The organism is Acinetobacter sp. CIP 53.82 (assembly GCF_000369465.1).
GTDB lineage: Bacteria > Pseudomonadota > Gammaproteobacteria > Pseudomonadales > Moraxellaceae > Acinetobacter > Acinetobacter indicus.
Window position 1 is genome coordinate 1,427,041 of the sequence record NZ_KB850046.1, and the last position, 19,999, is coordinate 1,447,039.

Here is a 19,999-nt window from a genome sequence, read left to right on the forward strand (position 1 = left end):
GTTATGGATATTAAAAAGCTTATTCATACTATCAAGTATTTAAAATTTGTGCAGGTGTATTATCGACTGCACTATATTTTATTAAAACCTAAAGTACAGAAAAAAGAGTTTTCACTTAACTTAAGAGAAGTTAAAAAAAAGTGGAATAATTTTATAGAGAAACCAATTTCCATGATTGGTGAAAAAGAGTTTTATTTTCTGAATAAAAAAGGAAAATTAAGTTCTATTTTAGATTGGAATGCAAAAGAACAAGATAAGTTATGGCTTTATAATTTACATTATTTTGATGATCTTAATGCAAAAGGAGCGTTGGAGCGTCAAGTCTGGCATTATGACTTAATTGATCAATGGATTGAACAGAATCCATATGCTTTAGGAAATGCCTGGGAGCCTTATCCAACCTCTTTAAGAATTGTAAATTGGGTTAAGTGGGCATTATCTGGAAATAAATTAAATACCATTCAATTACAATCATTAGCTTTGCAAGCTGCGCATTTGTATAAGAATATTGAATGGCATATTTTAGCAAACCACCTCTTTGCTAATGCGAAGGCATTAATTTTTGCAGGATTATTTTTTGACTCTGATGAGTCAAATACATGGTTACAGAAAGGCCTAAGGTTATATCAAAAAGAAATTCAGGAGCAAGTATTAGCAGATGGTGGTAATTTTGAATTAACACCAATGTATCACTCTATTTTTCTTGAAGATTTATTGGATATTTATCAATTACAGTCCATTTACACTGTTAATGAGACTTTAGATACTATTTATTTGTCTTCTATTATAAAAAAGATGTTAGTTTGGCTAAGCCATATGTGTCATCCAGATGGCGATATTTCATTTTTTAATGATTCTACTTTAGGTATTGCTCCTACTTTTAAAAGTTTAAAGAGCTACGCTATATCATTGAATATATTATATGACTCTGAAATAGTGGAAGCATGTGATGCTTATTTAAAAGATAGTGGTTATATCTCAATCTGTGGTGATGATTATAAAATGATTGTAGATGTTGCAAAAGTTGGTCCCGATTATCAACCAGGTCATGCTCATGCAGATACATTGAGCTTTGAGTTAAGTATTGGAAAAGAAAGATTATTTGTGAATTCTGGTATTTCTCAATATGGTTTAGATAAAGAGCGTAATCGTCAACGTAGTACTTCTGCACATAATACTGTAATTATAAATAATATCGACTCTAGCGAGGTCTGGGCGGGATTTAGAGTAGCACGTAGAGCATATCCAAAATTAGAGACACTTGAATTTAATGATAATGATAAAATTATCACTTTTAAAGCTTCACATAATGGTTATTGTAATTTAGGGCTTAATGTTTACCATCAACGGAGTTTTGAATTTAAAGATCAGCAGTTAACTATATCTGATTTTATTATAGGGTCGTATGAGACTGCCGAAGCAAGATTTCATTTACATCCGAGTGTTAAAGTTATATCTATAGATGATCATTCATTACAATTTGAATTAGATAAATACAAATGTGAAATAAGATTTAGTAAAGGCTCAGTATTAAATTTTGTAAAAACTACATGGCAACCTGAATTCGGAAAAATAATAGAGAATCAATGTATAAGTGTAAATATTTTAAATGGTACATTAGTAACAACTATTTCATGGAGTCGTAAATGAACTTACTAATCATAAGTTTTTTTTATAAACCAGATTTATCAGCTGGTTCATTTAGGACTACAGCATTGGTAGAGAGTATCGAACAGAAATATCCCTCAGCTAAAATCGATATTATCTCAACTTTACCTAACCGTTATAACGACTTTTCTGAAGATTGTAAAAGAATTGAGTATAATGGAAATGTGACAATTTACAGAGCAGATGTTAGTACAAAATTTTCTGGAATATTAGGTCAAATTATTAGCTTTATACTATTTTTTTTATTCGCATTTAAATTAGTTGTTGGAAAAAAATATGATCTAGTTTATGCAACATCTTCACGGTTAATGACTGCTTTTTTAGGTGCTTTAGTTGCGACAATAAAAAGAGCTCCTTTATATTTAGATATACGGGATATTTTTATTGATACAGTAGAAGATGTTTTTCCAAAAAAAATGACAGTTTTAGTTTTGCCGATACTTTCAGTAATTGAAAAATTTACTATTACTAAGGCGAATAAGGTAAATCTGGTTTCAAGAGGATTCTTACCATATTTTGAAAGTAAATTTAAAAATATACCGTATAGCTTTTATACAAATGGAATTGACTCAATATTTTTAAATAAAATAGAAAAACAATCACCTAATATAGATAAGGATAAACCTTTATCTGTTGTATATGCTGGAAATTTTGGTGATGGGCAAGGTCTACATAAAATTATACCACTCTTAGCAAAACAGCTTGAAAATAAAGTGGTTTTTCAATTGATTGGTAATGGTGGGAGAAAAAAAGAACTCGAAGAACAATTAAATGAATTAAATGTAAATAATGTGGAAATTATTGCACCTGTTACCAGGGTTGAATTGTTAAAATTTTATGAAAATGCTGATATTCTATTTTTACATTTAAATGACTATGATGCTTTTAAGAAAGTAATCCCGTCAAAAATTTTTGAATATGCTTGTTATAATAAGCCAATTTGGGGTGGATTGTCTGGATATGTTGTTAATTTTATAGGTGATAGTATGCATGGAGCATATATCTTCAAACCTTGTAACGTCAATGAAGCCATAAAAGCTTTTAATAGTATAGACTATGATATTCAGCCTCGTGAAAAGTTTATTCATTTATATACACGTAGTAATATTATGAATAACTTAGCTGACGATGTTATAGCCTTAATTAAATAACTTCAGGAATAAATTTATGCCTTTTGTTTCACATACGTTAATTACAGGCAGTAACGGTTTCTTAGGTCAATATTTATCGCAATTTTTGGCTGAAAAAGGCTATTCAGTTTTAGCGCATACCCGTAAAGCTCAAAAATTTGACCATCCAAATATTAGTAATATCAATTTTGATCTAAATGATAGTTTAGACAATATCGATCTGAATCAAGTTGAAGTTATTATTCACTGTGCAGGTCGTGCACATGTCATGCATGAAACGGCAGCATCACCACTTGAAGCATATCGCCAAACCAATGTACAAGGTACATTAAACCTTGCACAAAAAGCAGTAGAAAGTGGGGTAAAACGTTTCATTTACTTAAGTAGTATTAAGGTGAATGGTGAACAAACCACCACGCAAGCCTTTTGTCCTAATGACGATGTCCACACAGATGACCCGTATGGCTTATCCAAATATGAAGCAGAACAAGCCTTACTTGCGCTTTCTCAACGTACAGGTTTAGAAGTGGTTATTATTCGTCCCGTCCTCATTTATGGACCGAAAGTAAAAGCCAACTTTAAAAGTATGGTGAACTTGGCAAGTAAAAAACTCCCTTTACCGATTGGTTGCTTAGACAATAAACGCAGTATGGTGAGCGTCTATAACTTAGCTGACCTGATTCATACGTGTATGACGCATCCAAATGCCAACCGTGAAGTATTTTTAGCCAGTGATCAGGATGACATTTCGGTCAAACAACTATTTGAAAAATTAGCGAAATATCAAAATAATCAATTATTAATGTTACCTATACCGAAAAGCTTGATCAGTTTTCTGGCAAGCTTGGTTGGGAAAAAAGCGGTTGCCTCACGTTTATGTTCAGAACTGGTGGTAGATACCACTAAAAATACACAACTTTTAGGTTGGACAGCACCGTATAATGTCGATACAAGCCTAGAAAAAATGTTTAACACAGCGCATCAAAACTGAGCCTAGTCACAAATATGTCCATGCTATCCCTTTTTATTTTCTTTTTACTTGCATTTGCTCTGACCTATTTTATGCGAGCTTACGCCCTCAAGAAAAATATAATAGATAACCCCAATGAACGTAGCTCTCACAGTGTACCCACACCGCGAGGTGGTGGTGTTGCGATCGTATGTAGCTACTTATTGGCACTGACGGTGTTGATCTATAGCCAACAATTGACTCTACATATTGGTCTAACCCTGATGGTTGCAGGTTTTGTTATCGCTTTGCTGGGCTTTTTAGATGATCATGGCCATATCAACTCCATGCTGCGCTTAGCCATACATTTTTTAGTGGCGATTGGTGTGGTAATGAGCTTAGGAGGCTTTAGTGAAGTTGTAGCTTTTAATAGTTTAGAGCTGGGCTTTATTGCCAATATTATTGCTGTACTGTTTTTGGTGTGGTTATTAAACTTATATAATTTTATGGATGGCATTAACGGCATTGCCAGTGTTGAGGCCATCACCACCACAGTCAGTATGGCAATTTTATATTATGTACTCAATAGTACATTGAACTCAGACATATTGTGGTTATTGGCGGCCTGTGTATTTGGGTTTTTACTGTGGAACTTTCCCAAGGCTAAAATTTTTATGGGCGATGCCTGTAGCGGATTTCTCGGTCTCACTTTGGGAATTTTGGCGCTCATCGCCCTCAAAGAAAATTTAGCTCTGTTTTGTGCATGGATTATTTGTTTAGGGGTGTTTGTGGTGGATGCCACCTATACCCTTATTAAGCGCGTGCTGAGTGGTTATAAAATGTATGATGCCCATCGTAGCCATAGTTATCAAATCCTGTCGCGCAAATGGGGGAGTCATACACCTGTGACATTGGCAGTAGCAGCGATTAACCTATTGTGGTTATTGCCATTAGCCTATTATACCGTTACCCAGCCATTGGCTTATCCGGAATTTATGGTATTGGTGGCCTATTTACCGCTTATATTAATTGCAATGAAATTAAAAGCAGGACATCCAGATGCCTAAAAAAAATCTGCTGATTCTGGGGGCAGGGGGCTTTGGTCAATCCATTGCTGAAGTGGCAGCATTATCTGCACAATGGCAGCAAATTTACTTTGTGGATGACCGCTGGCCTGAGCAAAAACAAGTAGGCCAATATTCAATTATCTCAAATATTCAAAACTTGTCTCAGCTTCAGCAAGAGAATATGGAGGCAATTGTTGCGGTCGGAAATAACCAAATACGACAAAAATGGCAACAATTACTGCTTGATTTATCAATACCACTCGCCACTATCATACATCCACAGGCTGTAATTTCACCTTCTGCTCAAATTGGTCAGGGGGTAAGTATTATGGCAGGGTGTATAATTGGCACGAATACGATTATTCAAGATGGTGTGCTTCTTAATATTGGGACCTTGCTAGATCATGATGTGGTGATCGAACACTTTAGTCATTTAAGTGTTGGCGTAAACATCGCAGGTGGACAGAGAATTCCGTCTGGCTCTTTTTTAGAGGTGGGGACCCGTATTGGACATAAATCTTAATAACAAATTCTTTTAAATTAAGATACGACTTATTGAAAACTATATGAAATCCATCGTTATTCCTCTCGTCGAATCCCCCCGTGCTGCCAAACTAGCTTTTCTGGTCATTCTGGATTTCTGTGTATTTCTAGTCCTAATCTGGCTGTGTTATGCCATTCGTCAGTTTGACCTTGGTGCAGAGGTGGTGCCGAATATTCCGTTTGGTTCACTGTGGGTCAGTGCAATTGCGGTTATCCTGCTGTTTGTGTTTGGGGTGTACCGCTTTATTGTGCGTACCTACAATGAAGTATTTATGGTCAAACTGGGCCTGGCGACTTTCCTGGCGGTGGCGGGACTCTATGCCTTGGCCTATTTAACAGATGCTTTTATTCCAACCTCAATTCCACTGATGTTCGGCTTTATGATGTTCGCCTGGGTGTGGTTTAGCCGAGGAATCATCCGTTTTATTGTCCGTTCTTATGTACAGGCGGGTATCCCGAAAAAACGTGTCGCGATTTATGGGGCAGGCAATGCCGGCCAGCAGGTCGCAGCGACTTTAACCCGTTCCAATGAACATTTACCGATTTTATTTATTGATGATAATCCGTCTTTAAGCGGACAGAATATTGGCGGGATTGATGTTTATCTGCCGGAAACAGCACTTAAATGTTTTGCCAAATTGCGGATTGATGAAATTTTAATTGCCTTGCCATCTGTAGGGCGTAGCCGCAAAAGTGAAATTGTCAAATTTCTGGAACCTGCCCATTTAAAAATTACTGAAATTCCGGGCCTGACCAAACTGGTGGATGGTGAAATCCGCGTCTCCGATATTCAGGAAGTCGATATTATTGACTTGCTAGGGCGTGATCCGGTGCCGCCGGTGGCAGAGCTGCTGGAAAAAAATATTAAAGACAAAGTGGTGATGGTTACAGGGGCTGGTGGTTCAATTGGTTCCGAATTATGCCGCCAGATTATTAAAAACCAGCCGCAGAAACTGGTGATTTATGAGCTGACCGAATTTGCCCTGTACAGTATTGATAAAGAACTGCGTCTGGCATCCAATGTTGAAATTATTCCGATTCTGGGTACGGTCCTGGATCAGGCCAAACTGGAACGGATTATTGAACAATATGCGGTGCAGACAGTCTATCATGCCGCGGCCTATAAGCATGTGCCGCTGGTAGAATGTAACCCAATTGCTGGTCTGAAAAATAATGCAATTGGTACCGCTTTTAGCCTGAATGCTGCGGTGAAAAATGGGGTTGAAACCTTTGTGCTGATTTCGACTGACAAAGCGGTGCGTCCGACCAATGTCATGGGCGCATCAAAACGTATGGCTGAGCTGTACTGTCAGGCCATGGCGGAAGCGCAGGACCAGACCCAGATCAGTATTGTACGTTTTGGTAACGTGCTTGGTTCATCGGGTTCTGTGGTGCCACTATTTAAACAGCAGATTGCCAAGGGCGGCCCGATTACCGTGACCCATCCGGATGTGACCCGTTTCTTTATGACCATTCCTGAAGCCTCACAGCTGGTGATTCAGGCTGGTGCCTTGGGTCATGGTGGCGATGTGTTCCTGCTGGATATGGGTGAGCCGGTACGGATTCAGGATCTGGCCCGTCAGATGATTGCGCTGAGTGGTCTGAAAGTCCGTGAAGCCGACAGTCAGGACGGCGATATTGAAATCCAGTACTCCGGTTTACGTCCTGGTGAAAAACTTTACGAAGAATTACTGATTGATGCCGATAATACCGAAGTGACACAACACAGCCGGATTTTGCGTTCTTATGAAAAAATGTATCCTCTGGATGAGTTATTGCAGGTCTTTGAGCGCTTCAATGATTTAACTGCAGTGCAATCGGATATTGATTGGGCATTAAGCCAGCTGGAGCACTATGTTGATGGCTATCAACGTGGTAAAGAAGTCAAAGTAAATTAAAATATCGAGATCAGGTTAAAATATATGATTAAGAAGGCGATTTTACCTGTTGCAGGTTTGGGTACCCGTTTTTTACCGGCCAGTAAATCTATTCCCAAAGAAATGGTGACCGTGGTCGATCGTCCAGCGATTGAATATGTGGTGCGTGAAGCGGTTGCTGCCGGTATTGAACAGATTATTCTGGTCACGCATTCTTCCAAAGCGTCAATTGAAAACTACTTTGACCGTAACTTTGAACTGGAAACCACATTAGAGCAGAAGCAAAAGTGGGATTTGCTAAAAGAAATTACCGAAATTCTACCACCGCAGGTCAGCGTGGTCAGTGTGCGTCAGCCACAGCCGCTGGGCCTGGGGCATGCGGTGCTGTGCGCCAAAGATATTGTCGGTGATGAGGCTTTTGCCGTATTACTGCCAGATGTGCTGGTTAAAGATCAGGTAGAAAAAAATGATCTGGCCTTGATGATTGAACGTTTTAATACCACACAGGCAGCACAGATTATGGTTGAGGCCGTGCCGGAGCATCTGGTCGATCAGTATGGCATTGTGGATGTTGCCGCTGCCCCTGCAGAAGGCCAGAGTGCGGCAATGCAGGGGATTGTCGAGAAACCGGCGGTCGGTACTGCACCTTCTAATCTTTCCGTGATCGGGCGTTATGTATTGCCAGCCAAAATTATGCAGCTGTTGGCCACCACACCGAAAGGGGCCGGGAATGAAATCCAGCTGACCGATGCCATTGCCGCATTACAGCAGCTGGAAACCGTCGAAGCCTACCGGATGAAAGGCCAGACCTTTGACTGTGGCAGCAAACTCGGCTATTTAAAGGCCGTCTTGCATTACGGGGTGGATCACCCAAGTTTAGGTGCAGCATTTAAACAGTTGATTCAAGAACTTAAAGACTAATACGGGGCAGGGGGCAGTATGAAGGTTGCAGTTTTTGGTCGAACGCTTTATGCCGGGGTGATGGCGGCGCTATTGGCAGAATGTGGGCACAAGGTCTACTGGTGTGACATTTTCCAGCAAGATAGCCCGGAAGCGCCTGACTTTCAGGATGAGGCGGTCAATCGCCTGCTGCAGCAGCAACATGCGCAAGGTTTCTTGCATTACTGTAGCCTGAAAGAGCTGGGTTTGGAGATTGATGTTTATCTGTTTAGCCTGAATCCGGCTGAAGAGCCACTACTGATTGAATTGTTGCAGCAGCTCCAGCAGCGCCCGATCATTCATCCGAAACTGATGATCAATGCTTCAACCCTTGGCTTGCAGGGTACGGCACGACTGAAACAGCTGCTGCCTGAAGATGACTGGGTGTATTTGCCGGATATGAGCCAGGAAGGCAATGCGCTAGCCAGTATTACCCAGGCGGAACAGTTGACTGTGGGCTGTATGAATCCGCAGGTACAGAGTAAAGTGCAGGAATTTTTACGTCCTTTATTCCCGCGTAAGCAGCAATACCTGTTTATGCCGGTGCTGGATGCGGAATTTACCAAGCTGAGTATTTCCGGCATGCTGGCAACCCGGATCAGTTATATCAATGACTTGGCTGTGGTGGCAGAAAAACTGGGGATTGATATTGAGCATGTGCGTCAGGGCATGGCCGCCGATAGCCGGATTGGCGCGTCCTATATGTATCCGGGCGCCGGTTTTGGCGGAGAAAACTTCTCGCATGATGTCCTGACTTTGGCCAATACCGTTTCAACCACCGGGGTGAAAAGCCAGCTTTTGGCCCAGGTCTGGGAAATTAACGAGCAGCAAAAAGAACTGCTGTTTCGCAAATTGTGGAACTATTATCAGGGCAATTTAAAAGGCAAAACCATTGCCATCTGGGGCGCTGCGTTTAAGGAAAATACTTCACGCGTGCACCATTCACCGATTCACGCCATGCTCAAGGCACTCTGGGCGCAAGGACTCACGGTTAAATTACACGATCCGCAGGCCTTGCCGGAAATTCAGGCATTGTATGGCGAACGCGATGATCTGATCTTGTGTCAGGACCAGTATGAAGCCGTCAAAGACAGCCATGCGCTGTGTCTGTTAACCGCCTGGAAACATTACTGGAGTCCGGACTATAAAACCCTGCTCAACAGTATGCAGCATCCACTAATTTTAGATGGACGTAATATCTATGATCCGCAATTTGTCAAAGCGCAGGGCTTTGCCTATATGGGAGTAGGACGCTAATGAGCAGTTCAGCAGCGGTACATACGCGTGATTCACTGTTATTACAGTTACAAAGCTTAAAAAATCAGTTTGAACAGCGCCATTTAACCGATTTATTTGCACAGGATGCGCAGCGTTTTGAACACTTTTCTGTAGGTTTAAAATCGCTGGTTTTCGATTATAGCAAGCAGCGTATTGATGCCGAGGTGCTGGCTCAGCTGATTCGCTTTGCTGAAGCACATGACTTATCGGGCTGGATCAACACCCTGTTTTCCACCGACGCGATTAACTATACCGAACAGCGTGCAGCCATGCATTGGGCGCTGCGTTTGCCGGAGCAAGACAGTACTCATCCGGAACTGGCACAGCAGGTACAAACCCAGCTACAGCGTATGTATCAGCTGGTAGAAAAAATTCATGCCGGACAATGCCGCGGTGCCACCGGTGAAGTAATTCAGGATGTAGTCAATATTGGCGTCGGCGGTTCGGACTTGGGTCCTTTGATGGCGACTCAGGCACTGTCCGATTTTAAACATCCAAGTGCCAAGCCACTGAGCGTGCATTTCGTTTCGACCATGGATGGCAGCCAGCTGTCGGATCTGCTGCATAAGCTGCGTCCGGAAACCACGCTATTTATTATTTCCTCTAAATCTTTTGGCACCATTGATACCTTGTCCAATGCACAAACCGTCCGTTTATGGCTGGAAAAAGCCTTGGGCAAACAGGCACGCGTATTACAGCATCATTTTGTTGGGGTATCGACCAAGCCCGATAAAATGACCGCATGGGGCATTGCGCCAGAAAACCAGTTCCTGCTGTGGGATTGGGTCGGTGGCCGTTATTCACTCTGGTCCTGTATCGGCTTGCCAATTGCGCTGATTATCGGGGTGGAAGGTTTTAAAGCCTTTCTGGCCGGGGCCTACGCGGTGGATCAGCATTTCCAGACCGCACCCTTTGCACAGAATATTCCGGTGTTGATGGGCCTACTCGGGATCTGGAATAATAATTTTCTGGATATTCAGACCCATGCAGTTTTGCCCTATGATGGCCGCTTAAAATATTTTGCCTCTTATCTGCAGCAGCTGGAAATGGAATCGAATGGTAAATCGATTCAGCGCAGTGGCGAAGCAGTCGAACTGGATACCTGTCCAATTGTCTGGGGAGAAGTAGGACCGAATGCCCAGCATGCGTTTTATCAGCTGCTGCATCAGGGTACACAGGCGGTCAGCTGTGACTTTATTGCGCCAGTCAAACGCTACAATGCCAACCAGTTTACCTATGCCGAAAGTGCAGAGGCGCTGGTCGAGCAGCATCATCTGGCCCTGTCTAACTGTCTGGCGCAATCACGCTTACTGGCTTTTGGTAATCAGGCGCTAGATCAGGCCGAGCTAGCCAGTCTGCCACCGTATAAGCAATATGCCGGTAATCAGCCGAGTTCAACCTTTTTAATCCAGGAACTGAACCCGTATAGCTTGGGGATACTGATTGCCTTGTATGAGCATAAGGTCTTTGTCCAGTCGGTGATCTGGAATATTAACCCCTTTGATCAGTGGGGCGTGGAAAAGGGTAAGGAAATTGCCAATCAGCTGTTGCCGATTTTAAATGGCCAGCAGCAGGATGTATCGGCACTGGATGCTTCGACACAGGGTTTAATTCAAATTTTGCTTGACCAGGCGAAAAGTGACAAGGGAATATAATTACAGAGTGAGCAATAAAAAAAATGGAGCATTTATGCTCCATTTTTTATGTTAAGCCTGAATCAAACGGGTCAATTCATCGACATAGTCTTGCATTGGTTTGGGTTGCTGGTCACGGCGGCTTTCAATATTCAAACGTAACAAAGGCTCGGTATTGGAGGCACGCACATTAAAACGCCAGGCACCAAAATCCAGACTTACGCCATCGGTCTGGTCAATGGCCGGGTTCTGATCGGCATAGTGTTTAAAGATCTTTTGAATGGTGGCTTGGGTGTCTGCCACTTTAAAATTAATTTCACCTGAACATGGGAACTTGGCAATCATCTCTTCAACCAGACTCGATAAGGATTGACCGGTTTCAGACAAGACTGAAATTGCCAATAACCATGGAATCATGCCGCTATCACAATAGGCAAAGTCACGGAAATAGTGGTGGGCACTCATTTCTCCGCCATAAACCGCGTTGTGCTCACGCATCACATCTTTAATAAAAGCATGTCCAGATTTGGACTGGATTGCTTCGCCCTGATACTGCTCCACCACATCAAAGGTGTTCCAGACCAGTCGCGGATCATGCACAATTTTTTCACCGGACTGTTTCAACAAGAAGGCTTGGGCTAACAGCCCCACGATGTAATAACCTTCAATAAACTGGCCTTTTTCATCAAACAGGAAGCAGCGGTCAAAGTCGCCATCCCAGGCAATGCCCAGATCTGCGCCATGCGCCAGTACCGCCTCGCGGGTGCTGTCGCGGTTTTCTACCAGAATCGGGTTCGGAATCCCATTCGGGAAGGTGCCATCGGCCTCATGGTGAATTTTGACAAACTCCACCGGAACATTCAGGGCCTTGAATTTATCTTCAATCGCATCAATCACATGACCGGCAGCACCATTACCGGCATTCACCACCAGCTTCATGGGGCGAATCTTGGCCGGATCAATATAGGTCATCAGATGATCTACAAATTCCGGCAGAATATTGTAGGACTGGGTGGTTCCTTTGGCTGCAACTTCGGTAAATGTACCAGCTTCTGCTAAGGCCTGAATTTCTTTTAAGCCAGTATCGGCACTGATTGGACGGGCATTTTCGCGCACCAGTTTCATGCCGTTATAGTCCATCGGGTTGTGACTGGCAGTGATTTCAATCCCACCTTGAACATCGAGATGAAAGGCACCGAAATAGACTTCTTCAGTTCCCGTCATACCTAAATCTAATACATCAACACCCGCATCATTCAGACCTTTGATGGTGGCTTGTTTTAAATCTTCACTGCTGAGGCGGATGTCGCAGCCCACAACCACTGTTTTAGGTTGATAAATTTGTCCATAGGCACGGCCAATTTTATAAGCAATCTCTTCATTGAGTTCTGTACCAAGTTTGCCGCGAATATCGTAAGCTTTAAAGCAAGTCAGTTGGGTCATTATTTGTTCTCCATGCAGAAGAAAAAAGGCCGGTGATGTGTTTGAACAATATAGTTCTAAACTAGCCTTCATTCATAATCAATAATTTAACGTTAATTGAGATTGCTGGATTAACATTAAAGTCTTAAACTGAGTCTGAGACTCTAATTTGTAATTTAACAATATAGTTCTAAACTAAAGAATACTGATCTGATCAGTATTCTTGCTCACTTTCTCAAAAAGTCTCTGTTGTGTGAAACTAAGGAAAGACTTTTGTTCTTCAAGCAGCCTTTCCCATACTATTATGTCTGATTGTACACTAGCGAAAATCCAAACATTAGGGCTTAAATGATCTTTTCGCATGATCGAAAAACCCATATGAATCGCAGCACAAATTAATGCACCATTAGATACATACGCATCATTGAATTGATTTAACTTACGATGATATCTTTCGACACTATGTTTTAACCCGTAACTCCCCAAATTATAACGGACGGACTTTAACTTTTTTAAATGTTGTAAGTACATACAGCACCGTTGGCATTCATCAATTGAGTTTCTTAATATTTCTTGGCTTGCGTGAAAATGCTGAATATATTCTGCTTTTGAATCATGAAAAGTGTGTCTTTTATAAAAAGATTCATGGTAAGTATCAGCATGACCAAAGCCATTAGCTGTTAATAAAGGTTCTTGCTCTAAGACTCTTGCAATATCAATACGTGTGATTAAATAATTTGATGAGTCTGAATTTTGTTTAAGCTGAGCCATTGCTAGAGCCCATGGCTTATTCACTTCTTTTAAAGAAATTGCATCAAGTGCATCATTTTGGTTTTTTGCTTACTTTTAACAAGTTCTTTAGCGCGTTTTTTTGCTCTTTGGACAGATAATCCTGATGGAAAAACTAAGTTTTGCATAAATGCTAACCTTATAGCTCGCCATTTTCATTGTGCAGCCCACATCACCCTTTGGCATACAATAAGGATAGTAAGATTGGTCTCAAGAAGAGAATATACATTATCACAAGGGGATATTCGCCAACTCAACTAAAATTGAGCGGTGGACTGACTAGCATAGTATTGATGCTTCATACTAAATTAATGATCAAACATATAAATGTCAAAAGGTTTTTTAGTATGGAGCAAAAATGAAAGGGTCTTTTTAGACTCCTTCTAGAATATGCCAGATTTTTCTATAGACCTGACCATTTTCACCTAATTTTTGATTCCAATCAGAATCGCTAAGATTTGTTAATCGTACACGAAGTGCAGGAAGTGATTACAGTAACTCGCTGATGATCACACAGATTAAAAAGAATAAATAAACCTTTGGTAAGTACTTTATTTATTCGTTAGAAGATACTTAAAATTTTCGTAAATCTGAGCGGTAGCTTCATTTGGATTGACGCCCCATATATCTGCAAGTTCATTAATAACTGCTTGAACCTGACCTGGTAATAAAGGAGTACCAGATTTCACAATAAACGGTCCATCAGTTTCAGTTAGTATCATATTTTTAGGAATGTGCTTAACTAATTGTCGCCCTTTTTCTGTTTTTAACATTCGCTCATTTATTGAAAACCAACATCCAGCTTTCAAAGCCTCTCTTAACTCGGAAAGATTACCTGTAAACCAATGGAGCACTGGTATACCGTTATCAAAGTTTTCATTTAAGAGTTCTATAACAGGATTTATTGCTCTAAGACTGTGTATCGTTAAAATTTTAGCTGATCCACTATTAGTTTTTTTTAATATATGTGAGAAAATCTTTTTTTGTATTTCCGCATGATTTCGAAAGCTGGGTGAACCATCTAGTCCAATTTCACCAATGTATCTAGTTTGATTAACTAATGAATCAAATAGCTCAAGTTCTTCATAGCGTTCATGAGCTAGTTGCGGGTGCAAACCCAATGCTGTTTTGATTCTTTTACTATGGCTAGTTAGTTTATCCGTGCCAAACCACGCTTTAGGCGTTGTCGTTACAGATAATATATAGCTTTTTGAATCTCCACATGCTTTAGCTACAGCATGTGGGTCATCATATAAATCTAAATGGCAATGGAAATCAATGTAAGGGTAAATCAAATATTAACACCTAAAGATTGTGACTTTAAATAGTCTTCGACTTCTTTAAATCCTCGAACCACTGTATCTAAAATTTGATTTCTGATATGTAAATCAGTAGGCAATGCTCCTGACTTAGAGATCCAAATATTAGGATTTCTTACCTTTTTCAATTTTCTAATAGCTAGAATCATTGACATAAGATCATCACGATTATCTGGATCCTTTATTACTAAATCCAAGTGTTTATAAACGTAATCTACTGTTTGATCAGGTATAGCTGCTGAATTGAACGAGGCTCTTCTTATTATACATGGAACACACTTGCCGCACTGAATTCCTGTTCTTTTCCATTTACCACAAGACACCGTATCTTTGGCAATCTGCTTCAAAATAATCTTATTTGAACAGTTTTGCATCATCTCACCTTTAGTCATAAACTGGTAAGGATTTTCTAAAAACACTGGTAAATGAACTCGCTTAAACAATTCGTTTAAGAGGTTCATATAATGAGGATGAGTTGTTCTAGTGCTTAAAGAACCAATTCGGCGAGGAGTAAGAGGTGGATTAATAGAGATCAAACCATTTTCTGGCACATATAAGGTCGTTACTTTACCTGCTTGATGATGTTGGCTGATTGCGGTACTGATTAATGCACCGAAAGCTATAAAATTAAAACTTCTTGTCCTCATTTGTACGTCAGTTGGAATATCACCAGCCTTTCTTGGATATGCAATAACTTGAAATTTCGAATTTTTCAAACCCAATAAATTATATAGATTATCTTGTTTAGATTTATCTCTAGCATAAGCATGACTGATCAACACAGGGTTAATATTTTTCGAGGTTAAATCAATAATGCCAATAGCACTATCTAATCCACCTGAAAAAAGACATGCAGAGTCATGCCCAGCTAGAGGTATTTTACGACCACGTTTGATCTTATCTGGCCAAACAAAACTTCCTGTCCTAAATTGAAAATGCCACAAGTCTCCACTCAAAAAGTGCATAATTTCTTTCAATAATTCAATTTGCGGAAGCCATAAATTTGGATTGATAAGTGGAATTGAAAGCTTAAATTCTCGACACCATCCATCTTCAGCTTGTTTGTTTCTCTCAACAAATGTATCAGCTGCGGTAATGGCCATAGCTATAGTCAAAAAATCTAATGCTGTTTCATCTAAATCCTCTTTGATCCTTTTTATTTCATTCAATAAAGGGCGACCAATACTTGCATATTGACCATTTTGTGCTGGGGAACCATATAGATGAACAGGAATCAAACTATCTGATAAAGGCGGTAACTGAGTGTTATCTGTATCAAAATAGAGCTCAATCATTTAAGTTATCCTCCCATTCACTCCAAATATCTTGGATCGCATTTTTTTGTATTGTTTCAATGTCTTGTTTGTTAAGTGTATTGATGTTTTCTAAATGTATTCCAAAATTCAAATCAACTGACGTTTTAATTAATTCCAATAGGCTTGATTCAATCATTTCTACTTTTTCTGGTGTATCAGCTTTATCTAATGCTGTTTTCGAATCTAGAATAATTTGTTCAAAAATACATTGGGTGAGATAATTAATCATCATATCTACAATAATATCATCGGTAATTTTTGAAAAATCGAAAGTCGAGAATCCATCTAAAGCCTCTGCTAGAGCTTCATTCATTGCAGCTCTAATACGCTCTGAGTCTCCGTTAATGTCGATAATAGAGTCAATGATTTGATCAATTACGACATCTACAGGTTGCCCTTGTAAATTAGAAAGATTTAGAAACTTAGTATCTGAACCTGATTGCAAAGACTTTAAGGTATCAAATAAACTACCGCCGGCTCCCACCATAGAGCTAAATCGTCTAGCTCCATTAGATTTACCACCAGTAGCGCTCTTTGCATAATGACCAAGAGCTTTCTTTAGAGTATTTGTATTTCCCCCGTTAGCTAAAGCGGCTTGTCCTAAGGTAGCTCGAAATCCTCTGAAACGTTGCTCTAATTGATTGTTACCTGGGCCTTGACCATCATTATTAGCCCATGAAGGCACTAATGGTGATTTACTACCTGGCCCTTTACTTGAGGTAGATGTTCCCATAATTTATATCCCCCTTAATTTTTTGGAAACCATTTTTCTTTACTTATCAATAAGCTAAACCATGGAGTTTTTTCCACCATGACCGTGTTCATGAAATGTATAAACTGAGGTCTAGTATCTTCTAGTTCTCTAGCTAATAAAAATGCGCCTATGAAGCCATTTGGTTTTGAACCCCAATGAGTATGTTTATTTAATTCATCTAATATTAGGTTCATAACTAATGACTCTTCACCTACAGGAATATTCCCAATAGCTTGAATTGCTGCTTTAGAAGAAGAATTCGTAACTTTCAATAAAGTTTTTAATGCAGCTTCACCATCACTAGATAAGCCTTTTGTTATAGTTCTTAAAGGTACAGTCTCTTTGCTCAAATATACTAAAGGTCTAAGGTTTACACTTTTTAGCTTTGGTTCTAGGCTAAACCAACTAAATAAGAAATCATGATGTTCTTCCCATTCCTTCGGTAATTTACTTTTAAATGTATCTATATCATTTGTTAATTCTTCTAATTCTTCTAATATTTTAGGTTTACCATCTGATGAACTGTTAATTGTATTGTATAAAAGAGAGACACTTTTTGAATTACAACATCTTTCGAATAAAGCCATTTTTGTGATTAACCCAATATCGTTAGGCATTTTTCTAGCGCTAGCAATCATTTGACGCATACTAATGACATTAAGCATTCTTTTTACAATTCGTGGATTACCCTCAATGTATTTATTCTCAGCTAGAAGATGTGCTATACGATCAGAGACATAAAAGTTGTTAGAGAGATTAAGTGTATCAACTGCCTGTTCATCTAATAAGGCAAGGGCATCTTTAACCTTAATTGGATCATCTTTCCAAGAAAGCCTCAGATTCGATTCCAATCCATTTCGAAGATTTTCTAGTTTAGCCGTTTCTGTTGCATAGTTTTCATGGATAGATGCATACAATAAGAATAAATAAGCTCGCACTTCTCTTGTACTAATACGAGGTACTTTTACAGGAAACTGAATAAGTTTATCTAGATAGTCGGTTATATGTCTTTCATCAATCCCATTAAAATGATCTTTGACAGCAAATCTCACCATTTCTTCATCAGCAGCTATAACAAAAGCTGTATTCTTCATGAATAGAAATAGTCTTAATGATTCAAGAGTCTCAATTGTCTGCTTTGGAAGGCATCGATCTAAATTTTCAACAAAAACAATAACTTTTTTGTTTAAAGATTCCAATAAATCTTCAAATTCATTTTTTAAAGCAGTAATCTCTTTTGGTGCTGAACTTTTTTCCTCGTTAAGAATATCTTTTAAGCTTTCTTTTCCTTTATTAATAGCTTCAGTGACGTGCTGTGCATCTTTATCCCCAGCACTGCCATTGATTCCATTGCCAATAGAATCAATGGCTTTTGAGAGTAGACCAAATGTAGGAACGCCAAAAGCTAAAGCTGTGCCCTCAGCAGCCCAACCTAGAGCTCGCAATTTATTAATTCTTTTTCCAATACTTAATGCTTTTTCGTATAATTTTTCATCTTGTTTAACTAATTTAGAAATTTCAGTATTGATGACCTCTAATAGTGAAGCCCTAGCATCATCAAACCCCTGATATAACCAAGCATCAAATCTAATAATGACATAATCATCATGGTTTTCAATATGTTCTAGATTGTTTTTAATTAGATTTAAGATAGTGGATTTACCAGTTCCCCAAGACCCAAATACGCCTATTGAGATAGGCAGCATCTGAGGATTCTGAAGTACATTGATAATAATTTCTGATGCTTCAGAATAGTTTAAAAAGTCTATATTTGACTCAATATCCGACCACATAAGTTTTACCAAAAGCATTTATTTTTTAGTAATTTACTTTATTTTTTGGGTTTTAGATACTATTGTTTTTAGGGGCGATTACCGATTTTTCTGCCACTTTAGGTATGCTTAGTCAGTTGGAATATGTATCACAGTATAAGTTTAGGGTATGACTTTGTGGAAGAAATTCCCCTTTTTCTGATCAATTTTATTATTCCTCTTGTTATCATCTATTTAGCCTTTAAAAATTAGTAAAGCGAAAAACGATAGAATCATGGATTGTATTTTCAAGTAAAAATTAAATGAAAAACATTTAAAAAATATCTAATGTGTATTTAATCGGGTAAAAACCTAAGCGCTATAAAGTGTATACATAAAAGTACTCGGCTAAATATGGAAACATAATTAGCAACTATAACCAAAATGCTGTTCAAAAATTTGCTTAAAATATTGTACGCTACTGTAACCAACCTGATTAGCTACATTTTCAACTGAAACACCATCTTTCAATAATATTTGAGCATGTTTCATGCGAGTTTCCAGTAAATAATGACCAATTGTTTTTCCTGTATATTCTTTAAATAGGCGTTTTAAACCACATTCGTTTATACCGACACGCTTAGCTAAAGTTCGAATTGTGATTTTTTGTTCAAATTCTGACTCTAAAATCATAATACTCTTATGAATAGGGGCAGGAATTTGATTTGACTTGCTATGTTGATCCAATAACAGACTCATCAGCTCTAAAGCTGCCCCTTCTAAATGCAATAAATCAATAGATGACTGTGCAGGAGGAAGATTTAATAAATAATGTGCCTGATGAAGTACATTTTTATTCGGAATATTGATGGTTTTAAGTGCAGGATTGGGATCCGCTAAGAAAAATTTTGCCAAATCATGATGCTGAAAACTAGTTTGCATAATTTCTAGAAAAGTTTCATTAAAATCTAATGTAATTAAAGCCATTTTTTTGTGTTCTTGAAGATAGATAGTCTGTAAACCTAGGCTTCCTTTTCTTAGGATAATCATAGGTGAGCGAATCTGGTATTCATGATTACTACGGTGATTCTTAATATGATGTGTCCCTGACAATAACATGGTGATTCCAAAAGCATTGCTTGGCGACTCAGCACTCATCTTTAATGGCCGATCGACCCAATATTTGCCCTTTCCCACGCAGAGCTTACCGAAATCATAAATTTCACTATAACCATCTCCGTCAGACGGATTGAATTGATTGAGATGATGGTTGGGGAGAGGTGAATACATATCTAAAAATATATCACCAACTTGTTTGAGTACAGCTTTATGTGAATCAATATAAATAGACATTGTGAGCACTCGTTGGAATATTAAATGAGAATCATTTTCATTTATGATTTTGTATAAGTCAATAGCATTTCATAAGAAACTCAGCAAATTTCTGTCAATGAGTTAAATCTTAAACACTTTAAATTTAAAGAAATTATGTACTCTTTTATTAAATAACTTTATTGAAATACGACCATCTAGATTCAAAAAAACATCACCTGCTTAACGCTA

General features: G+C 39.0%; 16 protein-coding genes. 9 read left to right on the top strand and 7 right to left on the bottom strand.

From position 1 onward, the window contains the following. Positions 1-3: 3 nt before the first annotated feature. The 9 genes from F905_RS12275 to pgi are packed head-to-tail and all read left to right on the top strand — an operon-like array spanning position 4 to position 11,106. Complete coding sequence (locus tag F905_RS12275; protein WP_005181240.1) at positions 4-1,650, top strand: heparinase II/III family protein; 1,647 nt, start codon at positions 4-6, stop codon at positions 1,648-1,650. Continuing rightward, on the top strand, positions 1,647-2,819 hold the full coding sequence (locus F905_RS12280; RefSeq protein ID WP_005181242.1) for a glycosyltransferase: 1,173 nt from the start codon (positions 1,647-1,649) through the stop codon (positions 2,817-2,819). The genes F905_RS12275 and F905_RS12280 overlap by 4 nt, the downstream gene beginning before the upstream one ends. 16 nt (positions 2,820-2,835) lie before the next feature. After that, on the top strand, positions 2,836-3,789 hold the full coding sequence (locus F905_RS12285) for an NAD-dependent epimerase/dehydratase family protein (RefSeq protein ID WP_005181244.1): 954 nt from the start codon (positions 2,836-2,838) through the stop codon (positions 3,787-3,789). 14 nt (positions 3,790-3,803) lie between these two features. Then, the gene (locus F905_RS12290) at positions 3,804-4,814 is read left to right on the top strand and encodes an MraY family glycosyltransferase (RefSeq protein ID WP_005181249.1); all 1,011 of its coding nucleotides are present in this window, start codon (positions 3,804-3,806) and stop codon (positions 4,812-4,814) included. Further along, positions 4,807-5,337, top strand: a complete 531-nt coding sequence (locus F905_RS12295) for an acetyltransferase (RefSeq protein WP_005181251.1) — start codon at positions 4,807-4,809, stop codon at positions 5,335-5,337. The genes F905_RS12290 and F905_RS12295 overlap by 8 nt, the downstream gene beginning before the upstream one ends. A gap of 43 nt (positions 5,338-5,380) precedes the next feature. Then, a complete protein-coding gene (locus F905_RS12300) occupies positions 5,381-7,255 on the top strand; it encodes a nucleoside-diphosphate sugar epimerase/dehydratase (protein WP_005181254.1) in 1,875 nt (624 codons plus the stop codon). 24 nt (positions 7,256-7,279) lie between these two features. Further along, positions 7,280-8,155, top strand: a complete 876-nt coding sequence (gene galU / locus F905_RS12305) for a UTP--glucose-1-phosphate uridylyltransferase GalU (RefSeq protein ID WP_005181257.1) — start codon at positions 7,280-7,282, stop codon at positions 8,153-8,155. Between the two features lie 18 nt (positions 8,156-8,173). Continuing rightward, on the top strand, positions 8,174-9,430 hold the full coding sequence (locus F905_RS12310; RefSeq protein ID WP_005181259.1) for a nucleotide sugar dehydrogenase: 1,257 nt from the start codon (positions 8,174-8,176) through the stop codon (positions 9,428-9,430). Further along, on the top strand, positions 9,430-11,106 hold the full coding sequence (gene pgi, locus F905_RS12315; RefSeq protein WP_005181261.1) for a glucose-6-phosphate isomerase: 1,677 nt from the start codon (positions 9,430-9,432) through the stop codon (positions 11,104-11,106). Before F905_RS12310 ends, pgi begins: the two co-directional genes overlap by 1 nt. Before the next feature lie 51 nt (positions 11,107-11,157). Here the strand turns inward: pgi and F905_RS12320 are convergent, their stop codons facing one another. The 7 genes from F905_RS12320 to F905_RS12350 form a co-directional block, all read right to left on the bottom strand. After that, positions 11,158-12,528 (bottom strand): phosphohexomutase domain-containing protein, encoded by a 1,371-nt coding sequence (locus tag F905_RS12320; protein ID WP_005181263.1) that lies wholly within the window; start codon positions 12,526-12,528, stop codon positions 11,158-11,160. Between the two features lie 174 nt (positions 12,529-12,702). After that, positions 12,703-13,278, bottom strand: a complete 576-nt coding sequence (locus tag F905_RS12325; protein ID WP_000057883.1) for a hypothetical protein — start codon at positions 13,276-13,278, stop codon at positions 12,703-12,705. Between the two features lie 569 nt (positions 13,279-13,847). Next, the gene (qatD, locus tag F905_RS12330) at positions 13,848-14,591 is read right to left on the bottom strand and encodes a Qat anti-phage system TatD family nuclease QatD (protein ID WP_000640182.1); all 744 of its coding nucleotides are present in this window, start codon (positions 14,589-14,591) and stop codon (positions 13,848-13,850) included. Continuing rightward, positions 14,588-15,910 (bottom strand): Qat anti-phage system QueC-like protein QatC, encoded by a 1,323-nt coding sequence (gene qatC, locus F905_RS12335; RefSeq protein WP_000571785.1) that lies wholly within the window; start codon positions 15,908-15,910, stop codon positions 14,588-14,590. The genes qatD and qatC overlap by 4 nt, the downstream gene beginning before the upstream one ends. Continuing rightward, positions 15,903-16,664 (bottom strand): hypothetical protein, encoded by a 762-nt coding sequence (locus tag F905_RS12340; protein ID WP_000537344.1) that lies wholly within the window; start codon positions 16,662-16,664, stop codon positions 15,903-15,905. Before F905_RS12340 ends, qatC begins: the two co-directional genes overlap by 8 nt. 14 nt (positions 16,665-16,678) lie before the next feature. Beyond that, complete coding sequence (locus F905_RS12345) at positions 16,679-18,478, bottom strand: KAP family P-loop NTPase fold protein (protein ID WP_005181271.1); 1,800 nt, start codon at positions 18,476-18,478, stop codon at positions 16,679-16,681. 384 nt (positions 18,479-18,862) lie between these two features. Next, positions 18,863-19,789 (bottom strand): helix-turn-helix transcriptional regulator, encoded by a 927-nt coding sequence (locus F905_RS12350; protein ID WP_000029751.1) that lies wholly within the window; start codon positions 19,787-19,789, stop codon positions 18,863-18,865. Between the last annotated feature and the right edge of the window lie 210 nt (positions 19,790-19,999).

Coding starts and splice junctions, on each gene's coding strand:
- F905_RS12280 (WP_005181242.1), top strand. CDS start 1,647: ATGAACTTACTAATCATAAGTTTTTTTTATAAACCAGATTTATCAGCT.
- F905_RS12325 (WP_000057883.1), bottom strand. CDS start 13,278: ATGGCTCAGCTTAAACAAAATTCAGACTCATCAAATTATTTAATCACA.
- qatC (WP_000571785.1), bottom strand. CDS start 15,910: ATGATTGAGCTCTATTTTGATACAGATAACACTCAGTTACCGCCTTTA.
- F905_RS12340 (WP_000537344.1), bottom strand. CDS start 16,664: ATGGGAACATCTACCTCAAGTAAAGGGCCAGGTAGTAAATCACCATTA.
- F905_RS12275 (WP_005181240.1), top strand. CDS start 4: ATGGATATTAAAAAGCTTATTCATACTATCAAGTATTTAAAATTTGTG.
- F905_RS12310 (WP_005181259.1), top strand. CDS start 8,174: ATGAAGGTTGCAGTTTTTGGTCGAACGCTTTATGCCGGGGTGATGGCG.
- galU (WP_005181257.1), top strand. CDS start 7,280: ATGATTAAGAAGGCGATTTTACCTGTTGCAGGTTTGGGTACCCGTTTT.
- pgi (WP_005181261.1), top strand. CDS start 9,430: ATGAGCAGTTCAGCAGCGGTACATACGCGTGATTCACTGTTATTACAG.
- F905_RS12285 (WP_005181244.1), top strand. CDS start 2,836: ATGCCTTTTGTTTCACATACGTTAATTACAGGCAGTAACGGTTTCTTA.
- F905_RS12290 (WP_005181249.1), top strand. CDS start 3,804: ATGTCCATGCTATCCCTTTTTATTTTCTTTTTACTTGCATTTGCTCTG.
- F905_RS12345 (WP_005181271.1), bottom strand. CDS start 18,478: ATGTGGTCGGATATTGAGTCAAATATAGACTTTTTAAACTATTCTGAA.
- F905_RS12320 (WP_005181263.1), bottom strand. CDS start 12,528: ATGACCCAACTGACTTGCTTTAAAGCTTACGATATTCGCGGCAAACTT.
- F905_RS12295 (WP_005181251.1), top strand. CDS start 4,807: ATGCCTAAAAAAAATCTGCTGATTCTGGGGGCAGGGGGCTTTGGTCAA.
- F905_RS12350 (WP_000029751.1), bottom strand. CDS start 19,789: ATGTCTATTTATATTGATTCACATAAAGCTGTACTCAAACAAGTTGGT.
- F905_RS12300 (WP_005181254.1), top strand. CDS start 5,381: ATGAAATCCATCGTTATTCCTCTCGTCGAATCCCCCCGTGCTGCCAAA.